Genomic DNA, 14,485 nt, shown 5'->3' on the forward strand with positions numbered 1-14,485 from the left:
TTGTGAAAAGTATAATAAATTTAGAAAGTTTTTTAATAGTATATTTAGTTTGGAGATAAATTTTGAAAAGATTACTTATAATTCTATTTTTAGTATGTGGAGGAATTGGATTAGGAACTGTTGGAAGTGGGAAAGTGTTGGCAGATTCAACACAAGCTTATGTTTACCGTTTATATAATAAAAATACGGGAGAACACTTTTATACTGAAAATGCTTATGAACGCGATGTAGATGTACGTGCAGGTTGGAGATACGAAGGAATTGGCTGGGTAGCACCAAAAACTTCATCAACACCTGTTTATCGTGTTTATAATCCTCATGCAACAGGAGGAGACCATTATTACACGAAAAGTAACTATGAGGCTCAGTCTTTAGTTAAAAAAGGTTGGAAATGGGATAATAATGGAAAAGCAGTGTTTTATTCAGGAGGAAATATTCCAATTTATGTTGCTTTTAATCCTAATGCGACATCTGGTTCTCATAATTACACAGAAAATACAAATGAGCAAAAAAATCTTCTTAAAGTAGGCTGGAAATATGGAGCAACAGCTTTTTCTGGACAATCGTGGAAAAATCCGCCAGTAGTAGGGTATAAACCTGGTGTACAAAGAACATATAAAATTCTTGGAGTCGCAGCAGGTACGACTTTTGGGGATAATCTTATGGTGCAATCAGATGTAAAAAAATTAGGTACACTGAGTTTCTCGCTAGAAGCAGATATGAATTTAACGGGAAGTGGGCGAGGCTATCACGGAAAATTAATGATTGGGGATAACAATGGTAGCAATGTTTCTTTTGGTATCCAAGTAGATAGTGCCAGCGGTATTGACAACAATATTTGGGCAAATAAAGGAGTCTATCTCTCTGAAAATGTTGCTAATGGTGGTGTCCACGATGGAGGAACCGCACTTTATACAGCTTATGGCTCTGCTCCTATTGGAAAAACGGTACATTTAAAAATTGCTTATTATGCAAATACTCAGCTGGTTGCTTTCTTTGTCAATGGTACTTTGACTGGAAGTCAAAAAGTCAACTTTAAACCTCTTTTCCATATTGGGGGACTTTTAACGGCAGACCGCTCTAGTTATGACGGCTCTACAGATGCTATGTACATGATTAGCGCTCAAGGAGCAACGGCTTTTGGGAAGGATTCGATAAATTGTCATTTTACCAATGTAAAGGAAGCTGGATTACCTCAAGAATATAATACATGGTCTTATGCAGCAGGTTCAGGAGCTTTGAACTGGTGGAATATTTTAGCTAATAATTATTCTGAAACTCTTGATAAAAATGGAGTTTTAGCGAGTGCAAATGTTACGGTAAGTGGCACAAGTACACTTCCCGCAAGTTATGATTGGGATAATTTCCCAGGTTCAGAACAACCTACAGGAGGTATTCAAATGCCCGTTGGTATTCCAAACGACTAAATTTAGATAAAATATTTTTGACAGAACTGTCAAAAATTCTAAAAGATTCTGTCAAATTTGACAGAATTTTTGTATAATTAAAAGCATGAAAATAGTAATTCAAAGAGTAAAATCAGCTTCTGTAAAAATTGACAAAACTGTCAAAAATAAAATCAACCAAGGTTTATTATTACTTGTTGCTGTCGAAGATGCAGATACACAATTTGACCTTGATTATGCCGTACGCAAAGTTATAAATATGCGTATTTTTTCGGACGAAGATGGAAAAATGAATCGCTCTGTCCAAGACATCCAGGGCGAAATTTTATCTATTTCTCAGTTTACACTTTATGCAGATACAAGAAAAGGTAATCGTCCAAGCTTTACAGCGGCAGGAAAACCAGAGTTTGCAAAACAAATGTATGAGAAATTTGATGAACAATTAAATCAAAATCTTCCTGTCAAAACAGGAGAATTTGGCGCAGACATGGAAATTGAACTCATCAATGATGGACCTGTAACTATTATCTTGGATACAAAAGAGGCAAGACATGGCTAAAAAACAAGGCAGCACATTTAAAGAAAAACGTACTCATTGGTATGAAAAACGCAAGCAATCATGGCGAGACAGAGAAAAGAAACATCGTCAAGATGAACTAGAACGCTTCAAAAGTAATCCAGAAATTATGCAAGCCAGACAAGAAATGTTTGACGAATTTATGGCGGATCATCCAGAACTAGCAAATTTGGAACGTGAAGAACTTCATAAAAAAATGCAGCGGCATAACGAAGAAGAAATGAAAATCAGCCGTCAAAAACTGCGCAATCACATTGAGACTTTTTCGGACGGAGTGATTGCTGTGATTATTACTATCATGCTCCTCGAAATTCCTATGCCAACTGGGCCGAACGGATATACTGGATTTATTGAAGCAGTCGGAATTTTCCTTGTGAGCTTTATTGTTACCGCTAATTTTTGGTTCAATCATCATAAAAATTTCGCCGTAACTGAAGAACTCACAGAACGTATGATTGTCGTTGAGTTTATTTACATGGGAATGCTCTCGCTCATTCCTCTACTGACGAAGTGGATTATGCTCAAACCAAACTGGTTTGCTTCTCTGAACTATGGACTTGTTCTTCTTGCTATTCTCATCTTACAAGAATGTATTTCTTACGGCATTACCAAACATGAATTTCGCAATAAACCAAAATCTTTTAATTTCTGGCGTCGCGTTTGGTTAAGCCGACTTAGTTTTACAATATTAGTGAATATCGCAATCATGCTGATTGCTATAGTGCGTCCAGATATCGGACATTGGCTATTTGTCATTGTACCCATTTTTAACTTCTTTTTCCGCGGTATTGGTGAAGGCACAGAAGATTTTACCCTTGATGTAGAAGAAGGCAAGGTAAATGGCAAACCACGGTTTTAAAGCATATAGAAAAGAGAGATTATGTCAATAAAAAATATTATCTTCGATTTAGGAGGTGTCATCATTGATTTAGGATTTGACGAGATGAGTCAAGCATTTTCAGAGTTAGGAATTAAAGATTTTGAAAATTATTTCAATCCTCTCCAACAGCAAAAATTCTTTGAGCAGTTAGAGCTTGGAAATATCTCCGAACAAACATTTTACAAAGAATTTCGTAAACACATTTCTCCAGAATTAACAGACAATCAAATTAAAAACACATGGAATCTCATTATCAAACCTTTCAATCCAGAACGTATGGCGCTTTTAGAAAAACTGACCTCTAACTACAATCTTTATCTTTTTTCCAACACAAATGAAATCCATGCAAAGTATTTTGAAGCACAGTGCTTAAAGCAAACAGGGAAAAGCCTCCAACATTATTTCATAAAAACTTATTATTCCCACGATTTACACTTACGTAAACCTGACCCAAAAGCATTTATAGAAGTATTACAACAAGCACACATAGAAGCAAAAGAAACAGTTTTTATTGATGATAACGCAGAAAATATTATAGGAGCAAAAAAAGTCGCTTTAAATACAATCCATCTTCAAAATCCATCGACAATTTTAGATATTGATTTTGCAAAATTAAAAAATCAATGACAAACAAAAGTAACGAAAATAAAAAATTGTTTATAAATTTTTGACAATTATCAGATTATTTGCTAAAATACAATCTATTGAATTTATTAAAAAATACCTTAATTTTAATGAGATAGGAGTTATTATTCATGGGATTTATGCAAAAAACTGATTTTGTAGTTGTATCTGGAGAAGACCAGCACTACAAACAAGTTCTAACAACTAGAGATTTTCTTGCGCTAGGTGTTGGTACGATTATATCAACATCTATTTTTACATTACCAGGACAGGTTGCTGCAGAATATGCAGGCCCTGCAGTCGTTTTTAGCTATCTACTTGCTGCACTTGTGGCAGGATTTGTTGCTTTTGCTTATGCAGAAATGTCCACAGTTATGCCTCTTGCAGGTTCAGCTTATTCTTGGATTTCTGTACTTTTGGGAGAAGGGTTTGGCTGGATTGCTGGCTGGGCGCTTCTTGCGGAGTATTTTATCGCCGTCGCCTTTGTTGGTGCAGGTTTTTCTGCTAATTTCCAGCAATTACTCGCACCGCTTGGCTTTAAACTTCCAGCAGCACTTGCAGCACCTTTGGGGACAAAAGTGAGCAATGGAAATGGAACAGTTGATTTACTTGCACTGATTGTTATTTTACTTGCCGCAGCTATCGTTTATCGTGGTGCTTCTGATGCAGGAAAAATTAGTCAAGTGCTCATCGTTCTCAAAATAGCTGCTATTGTCGCTTTTGTCGCTGTTGGATTAACAGCTCTTCATGGAGCTAATTATCATCCTTTCATCCCTGCACATAATCCAAAAACTGGATTTGGTGGTTTTCAGGGGATTTGGGCTGGAGTTTCAGCAATATTCTTAGCTTACATTGGTTTTGATTCTATTGCAGCCAACTCAGCAGAAGCTAAAAATCCCCAAAAAACAATGCCACGTGGTATTCTTGGTTCTCTTGTCATTGCCGTTTTTCTTTTCGCAGGTGTGACATTAGTCTTAGTAGGTATGCACCCTTATTCATCTTATGCAGGAAATGCAGCGCCAGTAGGTTGGGCGCTTGAACAATCAGGTCATCCACTTCTTTCAGAAGTTGTCACAGTTGTTGCCTTAGCTGGTATGTTCATTGCCTTGCTTGGTATGATACTTGCAGGCTCTCGTCTTATTTATGCGTTTGGTCGTGATGGTCTTTTACCAAAAGGCTTAGGAAAAATGAATAAAAAGCAACTTCCTTCAAATGCTATTTGGTTAATCACAATTATTTCAGTTGTTATTGGAGCCTTGACATCATTCACTTTCCTCTCACAGCTCATTTCTGCAGGAACATTGATTGCTTTTGTCTTCGTTTCTATTGGTATGTATGCGTTGCGTCCACGAGAAGGTAAAGACCTTCCAAAAGCAACATATAAAATGCCATTTTATCCAGTTCTACCAGCATTTGGTATTCTTGGTTCAGTTTTTGTCTTTTACAAACTCAACACCAATGCTCAATTACTTGCGGGAAGTTGGTTTGTATTAGGACTTGTGATTTATTTTGTATATGGTATGTGGCACAGTAAAAATAGAAAACAGTAAATGTCTGATAATACAGATAGCAGGAGCAAACATATTTTGGAACAAGAAAATAAAAAACAGCATTTAAAAAGTTCACTACAAACGCGTCATATTGTAATGCTCTCACTTGGAGGAGCGATTGGTTCAGGACTGTTCCTTGGTTCAGGACAAGCAATAGCAGCGGCAGGACCGGCAGTACTTATTTCCTATCTTTTAGCAGGATTAACGCTTTATGTTGTTATGTATGGCGTTGGAAAGATGGTAACACATCAGACAAAACATGAAACAGGAATGTCTGGAGTTGTTTCCCCTTATGTTGGAGCTCATTGGGCACATTTTACGGACTGGGTTTATTGGGCAACTTGGATGGCGGTTTTAATTGCCGAAGAAGCTGGTGTTTCGACATTTCTTGGAATGTTGATTCCAGGTGTTCCATTATGGATTTTTGCCTTAATTGTTGCAGTGTTAGGAACAGCTATTAACCTCTGGTCAGTAAAAATTTTCGCTGAAACAGAGTATTGGCTCGCATTCTTGAAAGTAGCAGTTATCATTGTTTTGATTGCAGTCGGTATCTTTTTACTTTTTGTCAATGATAATCATTTAGGTTTTATCGCTCCATCTGTTCAGAAAACTTCCACAGCTAGTATGGCTCCAAGTTTTGCTCCGCATGGTATTTCTGGTATTTTAACTTCGCTTTTAGTAGTCATCTTCTCATTTGGTGGTTCAGAGCTTGCTGCAGTAACAGTTGCTGAAACGCAAGATCCAGATAAAGCTATTCCTAAAGCTATCCGTGGAGTTTTAGTCAGAATTATCAGTTTCTATGTCATTCCAATCTTTCTATTTTTGCAATTACTTCCTTGGAAAGATGTTTCAAATCCAAATGGACCAAGCCCTTTTGCAACAATATTTACGCGAATTGGAATTCCCTACGCAGATAAAATTATTTTAGTTGTTGTAATCATTGCTATCTTCTCAGCAGTTAATTCGGCGATTTATGCAACATCTCGTTCTTTATATTCTCGAATGAGTGGTTCGCAAAGTAGAGTAGGCAAAAGTTTGAGTAAACTTTCAAAAAATCAAGTGCCTGTTCGCTCTATTTTGGTCAGCTCAGCAGTCCTTTTTATTGGTGTTATTCTTTCTGCAGTTTTAGGTGACGGCTTTTGGCATTTCATTGCTGCTTCAATCTCCTTTACAATTACGATTGTCTGGATAATGCTTCTAATTGGGGCGTTGATATTGTATTTTAAAAATTCTGGGGTTGCTTCTTGGTTCTTAAAACTTGCTACTTTAGTAGTGTTAGTGGTATTAAGTATCATTTTTGTGACACAGATTGTGACAAATCCTTGGACCTTATCTATTTTTGCTCTTGTCATTTGTCTTGCTTCTTACTTTAGTTATCGCAAAAAGTAGAAGGACGGCTTCACTAAAGTGGTAATAAGGTATAGAAAAATCTATGTTTTATTACCACTTTAGTGGTATTCTCCTATGGAGAATTAAGGTTTGTTCCCTCTTTTATAAGATAATCCCAAGTATTTACTTGGGATTGTTTTTGATTAAAAAATATTTAAGACTAGCTAAATTTTGATATTTGTTATAAAATCGTTAGTATTATCTATATAATTGGAGAAAAAATTATGTTTTATGCTTTTTGCCGTAATCTAGTTCGTTTCTTGCTAGTTTTGTTTAATGGCCGTACAAAGTTTTATCATCTTGAACGTATTCCTGAACGCTCAGAAAATTACATTGTTGTAAGTCCTCATCGTATGGCTTGGGAGCCTGTTTACTTTGCATTTGCAACAGCGCCTAAACAATTTATCTTTATGGCTAAAAAAGAGTTGTTTAAAGGATTTGGTGGCTGGTGGATTAAAAAATGTGGTGCTTTTCCTGTAGATCGTGAAAATCCTGGTACAAAACCAATCAAATATGCTGTCAAATCACTTAAAACAAGTGATAAATCTCTTGTCATGTTTCCAAGTGGGACACGCCATTCAAGTGAACTCAAAGGCGGAGTTGCTCTGATAGCTAAAATGGCAAATGTACGCATTGTTCCTGCTGTATATCAAGGACCACTGACTCTTAAAGGTGTTTTTCGCCGTGAAAAAGTTTCAGTGAATTTTGGAGAAGCTATTGATGTATCAGATATAAAAAAAGCCAATGCTGAAGGAATTGAAGAAATCAATCGTCGAATGGAAGAAGCTTTTGCAAAACTTGATAAGGAAATCAATCCTGATTATCAGTATATTGCAAAGTAGAAAGAATGAAAAAATTGATAAAAATGTCAGTTTTTTTATTTTTTGAGAACTTAATTGAAAAAAAAGCTACAAAGTGTTAAAATAAAAAGAAGTATTTACTTATCACGAAAGAGAATGTATGGCTAATAATATTATAAGAAGAGTTGTCGAAAATGACAAAAAAGAACTCCGTAAACTTAACCGCATGGCATTGAAAGTTGAAACATTTGCAGATGAGATGGAACACCTCACAGATGAACAACTTAAAGCAAAAACACCAGAACTTAGAGAACGTGTTGCTAAAGGAGAAGACCTTGATGATCTACTCTATGAAGCTTTCGCAGTTTGTCGTGAAGCAGCAAAGCGTGTCTTGGGACTTTTCCCTTTTCACGTGCAAATTATGGGTGGTATTGTTCTTCACAATGGGGACGTTCCAGAGATGCGTACAGGGGAAGGTAAAACCTTAACAGCAACCATGCCAGTTTATCTGAATGCTTTATCCGGCAAAGGTGTCCACGTTGTTACAGTAAATGAATATTTAGCAACCCGTGATATGACTGAAATGGGAGAACTTTATAATTGGCTTGGATTGACTGTTGGTTTGAATTTAAATTCAAAATCTCCAGAAGAAAAACGTGAAGCATATAACTGTGATATCACTTATTCTACATCTGCAGAACTTGGTTTTGATTATCTGCGTGACAATATGGTGACACGATTTGAAGATATGACACAACGTCCATTGAATTATGCCTTGGTCGATGAAGTTGACTCAATCTTGGTCGATGAAGCGCGAACACCGCTGATTATTTCTGGGCAAGCAGAAAGTTCATCTGCCTTGTATTATCGTGCGGATCAATTTACAAAGAACTTAAAAGGACAAAATCTTAATATTGCAACGTCTGATTATGAAGAGGGCGATGATTATAAGATTGATTTACAATCTAAGACCATTTCTTTAACCGAAGAAGGAATTGATAAAGCAGAGAAATTCTTTGCGATTGATAATCTTTACGATATGGAAAATGTTGCGTTGACCCACTTTGTAGATAATGCTTTGCGTGCTAACTTTATCATGCTTCATGATATTGACTATATGGTTGATGAAAATCAAGAAGTTTTGATTATTGACCAATTTACAGGTCGTACCATGCCAGGACGTCGTTATTCTGATGGACTGCACCAAGCGATTGAAGCAAAAGAAAGTGTGCCAATTCAAGATGAATCTAAGACAATGGCATCAATTACTATCCAAAACTATTTCCGTATGTACAAGAAATTATCTGGTATGACGGGAACTGCTAAGACTGAAGAAGAAGAATTTCGTGAGATTTATAATATCCAAATCACACCAATTCCAACGAATAAACCAATTTTGCGTTTAGACCATCCAGATTTATTGTATCCAACTTTGGAATCTAAGTTTAACGCAGTGCTTGAAGATATCAAACGTCGTCATGCCGAAGGGCAGCCTCTTTTGATTGGTACAGTTGCAGTTGAAACGTCAGAATTGATTTCAAATAAACTGGTTGAAGCAAAAATTCCTCATGAAGTACTGAATGCGAAAAATCATTTCCGCGAAGCGCAAATCATCATGAATGCTGGACAACAAGGTGCCGTAACGATTGCGACAAATATGGCTGGACGTGGGACAGATATTAAGCTTGGACCTGGGGTGATTGATCATGCAGATCCAGAATTTCGCGGGCTTGCGGTTATTGGTACTGAACGTCATGAAAGTCGTCGTATTGATAATCAGCTTCGTGGTCGTGCGGGCCGTCAAGGTGACCCAGGGGTTTCACAATTCTATCTTTCTCTTGAAGATGAGTTAATGAAACGTTTTGGTTCTGAACGTGTTTCTGTTTTCTTGGATAGAATGCGTATTTCTGGTGAGGATGCAGTTATTAAATCTGGCTTGATTACTCGCCAGATTGAAAGTTCACAAAAACGTGTTGAAGGAAACAACTACGATTCTCGTAAACAAGTCTTGCAATATGATGACGTCATTCGTGAGCAGCGTGAAGTTATTTATGCACAGCGTTACCAAGTGATTACAACACAAGAAGACATGACACCAATCTTGATGGGAATGTTTAAACGAACGATTGAACGTCAAGTCGATGGACATTTGATTGCTGGCGATATCAAAGATGAACAAACACTAATGAACTTAGAAAAAACAGTTGAAAATACTATGCTTTCTGAGGGAGAAGTAAATTTGGAACTCTTGAAAGGTAAAACTGCTCAAGAGATGAAAGATTTGATTTTTGATAAAGTCAAAACGCGTTATGCTTCTCAAATGGAAAAATTGAGTGAAGCTGACCGTCAGCTTGAATTCCAACGTGCGGTCGTTTTACGTGTCGTTGATAATAACTGGTCAGAGCACATTGATGCTCTTGACCAAATGCGTCAATCAGTTGGGTTGCGTGGATATGCTCAAAACAATCCTATCGTTGAATATCAAGAAGAATCTTATAAGATGTTTAACGACATGATTGGTGCGATAGAATTCGAAGTGACACGTTTGATGATGAAAGCTCAAATTCAGCCCCAAACAGTTGTACCAGAGCAAAAAGCTACACATATCACAACAACTTCTCAAGGAAATCTGACAGAAGTAAGAAATGCAGATGGACAAGTGATTGATTTTAGTAATGTTGGTCGTAATGATCCATGTCCATGTGGCTCAGGCAAGAAATTTAAAAATTGTCATGGCCGTGTTCATAATGGATAATAAGGCATTTCAGACAATTGAATAAAAAATATGAGATATAAATTGTCTAAATCTTTTAATTAGTGCAGAATTTTGATACAATAGGAAACACCTTAAAGGGTGTTTCATTTTATAGTTGAATTGGAAGGAATTTTTAGAAATGGTTTTTAAAGAGATTAGTCCCGAGATAAATATTGATGCAGTAAAAATGCTCGGTCATTTAAATGGGGAACAACAAAAAAGAAAAGAAGCGCGTGATAAAGAGTTAGAAGCAATTATCAAAGGGGAAGATGACCGTCTTTTGCTAATTATTGGCCCATGCTCATCAGATAATGAAGAAGCAGTTCTTGAATATGGTCGCCGCTTAGCAAAACTTCAAGAAGAAGTGAAAGATAAAATCTTTATGGTGATGCGTGTTTATACGGCGAAACCTCGTACAAATGGAGACGGATATAAAGGCTTAATTCATGAACCAGATGCTGATGGTCATACAGATTTGATTAATGGGATTAAAATGGTGCGTGATTTGCATTATAAAGTTATCTCAGAGACAGGTTTGACAACAGCTGATGAAATGCTCTATCCTGAAAATTTGCCGCTTGTTGATGATTTGGTCTCTTATATTGCAGTTGGCGCACGTTCAGTTGAAAATCAACAGCATCGTTTTGTAGCGAGTGGTATTGATGCACCAGCGGGTATGAAAAATCCAACTTCTGGAAACTTAAAAGTGATGTTCAATGGTATTTATGCAGCACAACAAGAGCAAGATTTTCTTTTCAATCGTGCAGAAGTACAAACATCTGGTAATCCGTTAGCTCACGTTATCTTGCGTGGCGGACAAAATGAAGTAGGGAAAAATATCCCGAATTATTATACAGATAATTTGCTTGAAACGATTGAAATATATGAAAAAATGAGCTTGAAAAATCCATTTATCGTGATTGATACAAACCATGATAATTCTGGTAAAAAATATATGGAACAAATTCGTATTGTTCGTCAAACACTTGTCAATCGTGATTGGGATGAACAAATCAAAAAATACGTACGTGGTTTCATGATTGAATCTTATCTCGAAGATGGGCGTCAAGACCATCCGGATATTTTTGGTAAATCTATCACAGACCCATGTCTTGGATGGGATAAAACTGAAGATTTAGTAAATGAAATTTTTACCAACTTGTCAAAATAAGCTATAAATAGAAAAAGAGAAAAAATGGGTATTCACAAAAAAGGGCAACAAATTAATATTGCAGAAATTAAAGCTGCCAATCAACTGACAGGTGCAGCACTTGAGCGAAAAGTTCAAAGAGATAAAGAGCTTGAGGCTATTATCAAAGGGGAAGATGACCGTCTTTTACTAATTATTGGACCATGTTCATCAGATAATGAAGCTGCTGTTCTTGAATATGCTGGACGTTTGGCAAAACTTCAAGAAGAAGTGAAAGATAAAATCTTTATGGTGATGCGTGTTTATACGGCGAAACCTCGTACAAACGGGGATGGATATAAAGGGCTAATGCACCAACCAGATACATCAAAATTGCCTGATTTGATTAACGGTATTCATGCTGTGCGTGATTTGCATTATCGCGTGATTACAGAGACAGGTTTGACGACAGCTGATGAAATGCTCTATGCTGGTAATTATAATCTTGTTGATGATTTGGTCAGCTACCATGCAATTGGTGCGCGTTCTGTTGAAGACCAGGAACACCGTTTCGTGGCTAGTGGGATTGATGCGCCAACTGGTATGAAAAATCCTACTTCTGGCAATCTCAATGTGATGTTTAACGCCATTCATGCGGCGCAGACTGCTCAAAACTTTATTTATAGTAGTGCTGAGGTTGATACAGATGGGAATCCGTTGGCTCATGCAATTTTGCGTGGTGCGACAGATGAACATAATGAAAATATCCCTAATTATTATTATGATGACCTCATCAAAGCGATTGCTAAATATGAAAAAATGAATTTGGCAAATCCATTTATCGTGATTGATACTAATCATGATAATTCAGGAAAACATTATGAAGAACAAATTCGTATTGTCCGTCAAACGCTAATCAATCGTGATTGGGATGAACAAATCAAAAAATATGTACGTGGATTCATGATTGAATCTTATCTCGAAGACGGTCGCCAAGACCATCCAGATGTTTTTGGAAAATCTATCACAGACCCATGTCTTGGATGGGATAAAACTGAGGATTTAGTACATGAGATTTATGAAGCTGAGTCTAAAAAATAATATAACAAATTCTACTTTTTAAGTAGAATTTTTTTGATGAATTGGCTGTAGAATGCTAATTATAAAAAAAGTGAAGATAAAAAACGATAGATATTGCAAACCTTTTCGTTTTATGCTACAATTTGTGTGGTAAGGATAGTTATTTAATTATCAAATAAAAAGTAAATAAGGAGAACCTAAAAATGGCTTCTAAAGATTTTCACATTGTTGCAGAAACTGGTATTCACGCTCGTCCAGCTACATTGCTCGTGCAAACAGCTTCAAAATTCACTTCAGAAATTACTCTTGAATACAAAGGTAAATCTGTCAACCTTAAATCTATCATGGGCGTTATGAGTCTTGGTGTTGGTCAAGGTGCTGATGTTACAATCGCTGCTGAAGGTGCTGATGCAGATGACGCTTTGGCAACTATTGCTGAAACAATGACTAAAGAAGGACTTGCTGAATAATGACTACTATGCTTAAAGGTATTGCTGCATCATCTGGTGTAGCTGTAGCTAAGGCATACTTGCTTGTTCAACCTGACTTGTCTTTTGAAACAGTTTCTGTCGAAGACACAAATAATGAAGAAGCTCGCCTTGACGCTGCATTGGCAGCGAGCCAAAGCGAGCTTCAACTTATTAAGGACAAAGCAGTAGAAAGCCTTGGTGAAGAAGCCGCTGCTGTATTTGATGCACACATGATGGTTCTTGCAGACCCTGATTTTATTGCACAAATCAAAGATGCTATTTCTTCTAAGAAAGAAAATGCTGAAGCGGCATTAAAAGAAGTTTCAGATATGTTCATTACCATTTTTGAGGGAATGACAGATAATGCTTATATGCAAGAACGTGCGGCAGATATCAAGGACGTAACAAAACGTGTTCTTGCTAATCTGCTTGGTGTAAAACTCCCTAGTCCAGCCTTGATTGACGAAGAAGTCATCATTGTTGCTGAAGATTTGACGCCATCTGAAACAGCACAACTTGATAAAAAATATGTTAAAGCCTTTGTCACAAATATCGGTGGGAAAACCTCTCACTCAGCGATTATGGCAAATACGCTTGAAATTCCTGCAGTTTTGGGAACAAAAAATATCACTGAATTGGTCTCAAATGGTCAACTTTTAGCTGCTTCTGGATTGACTGGTGAAGTAATTATTGATCCAACTGCTGAACAACAAGCGGAATTTGAAAAAGCTGGGGCAGATTTTGCTGCTCAAAAAGCTGAGTGGGCTGCGTTGAAAAATGCTGAAACTGTGACTGCTGATGGAAAACACTTTGAACTGGCTGCTAATATTGGTACACCAGATGATGTCAAAGGTGTTAATGATAATGGTGGGGAAGCTATTGGGCTTTACCGTACAGAATTCCTTTATATGAATTCTGACCATTTCCCAACAGAAGATGAGCAATATGATGCTTATAAGGCAGTTCTTGAAGGAATGAATGGCAAACCTGTCGTTGTCCGTACTATGGATATCGGAGGTGATAAGAAATTGCCTTATTTCCAACTTCCTGATGAAATGAATCCATTTCTTGGTTGGCGTGCATTGCGTATTTCATTGAGCGAAGCTGGTGATGCAATGTTCCGTACGCAACTTCGTGCTTTGCTTCGTGCTTCTGTTCATGGACGACTTCGGATTATGTTCCCAATGGTTGCCTTATTGACAGAATTCCGCAAGGCAAAGGGAATTTTGCTTGAAGAAAAAGCGAAATTAGTTGCTGAAGGTGTCGCTGTTTCTGATGCTATCGAAGTGGGAATTATGATTGAAATCCCAGCGGCAGCAATGCTTGCTGACCAATTTGCGAAGGAAGTTGATTTCTTCTCAATCGGTACAAATGATTTGATTCAATATTCAATGGCTGCTGACCGTATGAATGAACAAGTTTCTTACCTCTATCAACCTTACAATCCATCACTTTTGCGCTTGATTAACAATGTTATCAAGTCTGCTCATGCTGAAGGAAAATGGGCTGGTATGTGTGGTGCAATGGCTGGCGATCAGACAGCTGTTCCATTGCTTATGGGAATGGGACTTGACGAATTTTCTATGTCTGCAACATCAGTGCTTCAAACGCGTTCACTCATGAAACGTTTGGATACAACAAAAATGCAAGAACTTGCTAACAAAGCTTTAACTGAAGCTGGTACTATGGAAGAAGTTGTTGCTCTTGTTGAAGAATATGTAAAATAAGACACTTATATATAAAAAAACCACAGAATTGTTCTGTGGTTTTTTTGACAGTTCTGTCAAAAATAAAAGGATAGAAAATAGTTTTTGACAGACTGTTT

At 37.1% G+C, this 14,485-nt stretch carries 12 protein-coding genes; all 12 read left to right on the forward strand.

Going from position 1 to position 14,485, the window contains the following annotated elements; translation table 11 throughout:
- Nucleotides 1-62: 62 nt before the first annotated feature.
- The 12 genes from KJS36_RS10960 to ptsP all read left to right on the forward strand — a co-directional run bounded on the left by KJS36_RS10960 (nt 63) and on the right by ptsP (nt 14,387).
- Complete coding sequence (locus KJS36_RS10960) at nt 63-1,427, forward strand: hypothetical protein (protein ID WP_244842893.1); 1,365 nt, start codon at nt 63-65, stop codon at nt 1,425-1,427.
- An 85-nt stretch (nt 1,428-1,512) separates the two neighbouring features.
- Nucleotides 1,513-1,965 carry a D-aminoacyl-tRNA deacylase gene (dtd, locus tag KJS36_RS09405; RefSeq protein ID WP_213536662.1) on the forward strand — a complete coding sequence of 151 codons (453 nt, stop codon included), beginning with the start codon at nt 1,513-1,515 and terminating at the stop codon, nt 1,963-1,965.
- Nucleotides 1,958-2,842 carry a TMEM175 family protein gene (locus tag KJS36_RS09410; RefSeq protein ID WP_213536663.1) on the forward strand — a complete coding sequence of 295 codons (885 nt, stop codon included), beginning with the start codon at nt 1,958-1,960 and terminating at the stop codon, nt 2,840-2,842. Before dtd ends, KJS36_RS09410 begins: the two co-directional genes overlap by 8 nt.
- Nucleotides 2,843-2,863: 21 nt before the next feature.
- Nucleotides 2,864-3,490 carry an HAD family hydrolase gene (locus KJS36_RS09415; protein ID WP_213536664.1) on the forward strand — a complete coding sequence of 209 codons (627 nt, stop codon included), beginning with the start codon at nt 2,864-2,866 and terminating at the stop codon, nt 3,488-3,490.
- A 128-nt stretch (nt 3,491-3,618) separates the two neighbouring features.
- The gene (gene bcaP / locus KJS36_RS09420; protein ID WP_213536665.1) at nt 3,619-5,037 is read left to right on the forward strand and encodes a branched-chain amino acid permease BcaP; all 1,419 of its coding nucleotides are present in this window, start codon (nt 3,619-3,621) and stop codon (nt 5,035-5,037) included.
- A gap of 96 nt (nt 5,038-5,133) precedes the next feature.
- On the forward strand, nt 5,134-6,426 hold the full coding sequence (locus tag KJS36_RS09425) for an amino acid permease (protein ID WP_244842905.1): 1,293 nt from the start codon (nt 5,134-5,136) through the stop codon (nt 6,424-6,426).
- Nucleotides 6,427-6,650: 224 nt separating this feature from the next.
- The gene (locus tag KJS36_RS09430; protein WP_213536667.1) at nt 6,651-7,268 is read left to right on the forward strand and encodes a lysophospholipid acyltransferase family protein; all 618 of its coding nucleotides are present in this window, start codon (nt 6,651-6,653) and stop codon (nt 7,266-7,268) included.
- 118 nt (nt 7,269-7,386) lie between these two features.
- Nucleotides 7,387-9,981 (forward strand): preprotein translocase subunit SecA, encoded by a 2,595-nt coding sequence (gene secA / locus KJS36_RS09435; protein WP_213536668.1) that lies wholly within the window; start codon nt 7,387-7,389, stop codon nt 9,979-9,981.
- Nucleotides 9,982-10,120: 139 nt separating this feature from the next.
- Complete coding sequence (locus tag KJS36_RS09440) at nt 10,121-11,152, forward strand: 3-deoxy-7-phosphoheptulonate synthase (protein ID WP_213536669.1); 1,032 nt, start codon at nt 10,121-10,123, stop codon at nt 11,150-11,152.
- Nucleotides 11,153-11,176: 24 nt separating this feature from the next.
- Entirely contained in the window at nt 11,177-12,211 is a 1,035-nt protein-coding gene (locus KJS36_RS09445) for a 3-deoxy-7-phosphoheptulonate synthase (protein WP_213536670.1), read from the forward strand.
- 182 nt (nt 12,212-12,393) lie between these two features.
- Nucleotides 12,394-12,660, forward strand: a complete 267-nt coding sequence (locus KJS36_RS09450; RefSeq protein ID WP_213536671.1) for a phosphocarrier protein HPr — start codon at nt 12,394-12,396, stop codon at nt 12,658-12,660.
- A complete protein-coding gene (ptsP, locus tag KJS36_RS09455; protein WP_213536672.1) occupies nt 12,660-14,387 on the forward strand; it encodes a phosphoenolpyruvate--protein phosphotransferase in 1,728 nt (575 codons plus the stop codon). Before KJS36_RS09450 ends, ptsP begins: the two co-directional genes overlap by 1 nt.
- Nucleotides 14,388-14,485: the final 98 nt, after the last annotated feature.

It is taken from the genome of Lactococcus nasutitermitis (assembly GCF_018403765.1).
Lineage (GTDB): Bacteria > Bacillota > Bacilli > Lactobacillales > Streptococcaceae > Lactococcus > Lactococcus nasutitermitis.

Bases quoted from the DNA above. Each gene is read 5' to 3' on its own strand.
- dtd (WP_213536662.1), top strand. From the start codon at position 1,513: ATGAAAATAGTAATTCAAAGAGTAAAATCAGCTTCTGTAAAAATTGAC.
- KJS36_RS09410 (WP_213536663.1), top strand. From the start codon at position 1,958: ATGGCTAAAAAACAAGGCAGCACATTTAAAGAAAAACGTACTCATTGG.
- KJS36_RS09415 (WP_213536664.1), top strand. From the start codon at position 2,864: ATGTCAATAAAAAATATTATCTTCGATTTAGGAGGTGTCATCATTGAT.
- bcaP (WP_213536665.1), top strand. From the start codon at position 3,619: ATGGGATTTATGCAAAAAACTGATTTTGTAGTTGTATCTGGAGAAGAC.
- KJS36_RS09425 (WP_244842905.1), top strand. From the start codon at position 5,134: ATGCTCTCACTTGGAGGAGCGATTGGTTCAGGACTGTTCCTTGGTTCA.
- KJS36_RS09430 (WP_213536667.1), top strand. From the start codon at position 6,651: ATGTTTTATGCTTTTTGCCGTAATCTAGTTCGTTTCTTGCTAGTTTTG.
- secA (WP_213536668.1), top strand. From the start codon at position 7,387: ATGGCTAATAATATTATAAGAAGAGTTGTCGAAAATGACAAAAAAGAA.
- KJS36_RS09440 (WP_213536669.1), top strand. From the start codon at position 10,121: ATGGTTTTTAAAGAGATTAGTCCCGAGATAAATATTGATGCAGTAAAA.
- KJS36_RS09445 (WP_213536670.1), top strand. From the start codon at position 11,177: ATGGGTATTCACAAAAAAGGGCAACAAATTAATATTGCAGAAATTAAA.
- KJS36_RS09450 (WP_213536671.1), top strand. From the start codon at position 12,394: ATGGCTTCTAAAGATTTTCACATTGTTGCAGAAACTGGTATTCACGCT.
- ptsP (WP_213536672.1), top strand. From the start codon at position 12,660: ATGACTACTATGCTTAAAGGTATTGCTGCATCATCTGGTGTAGCTGTA.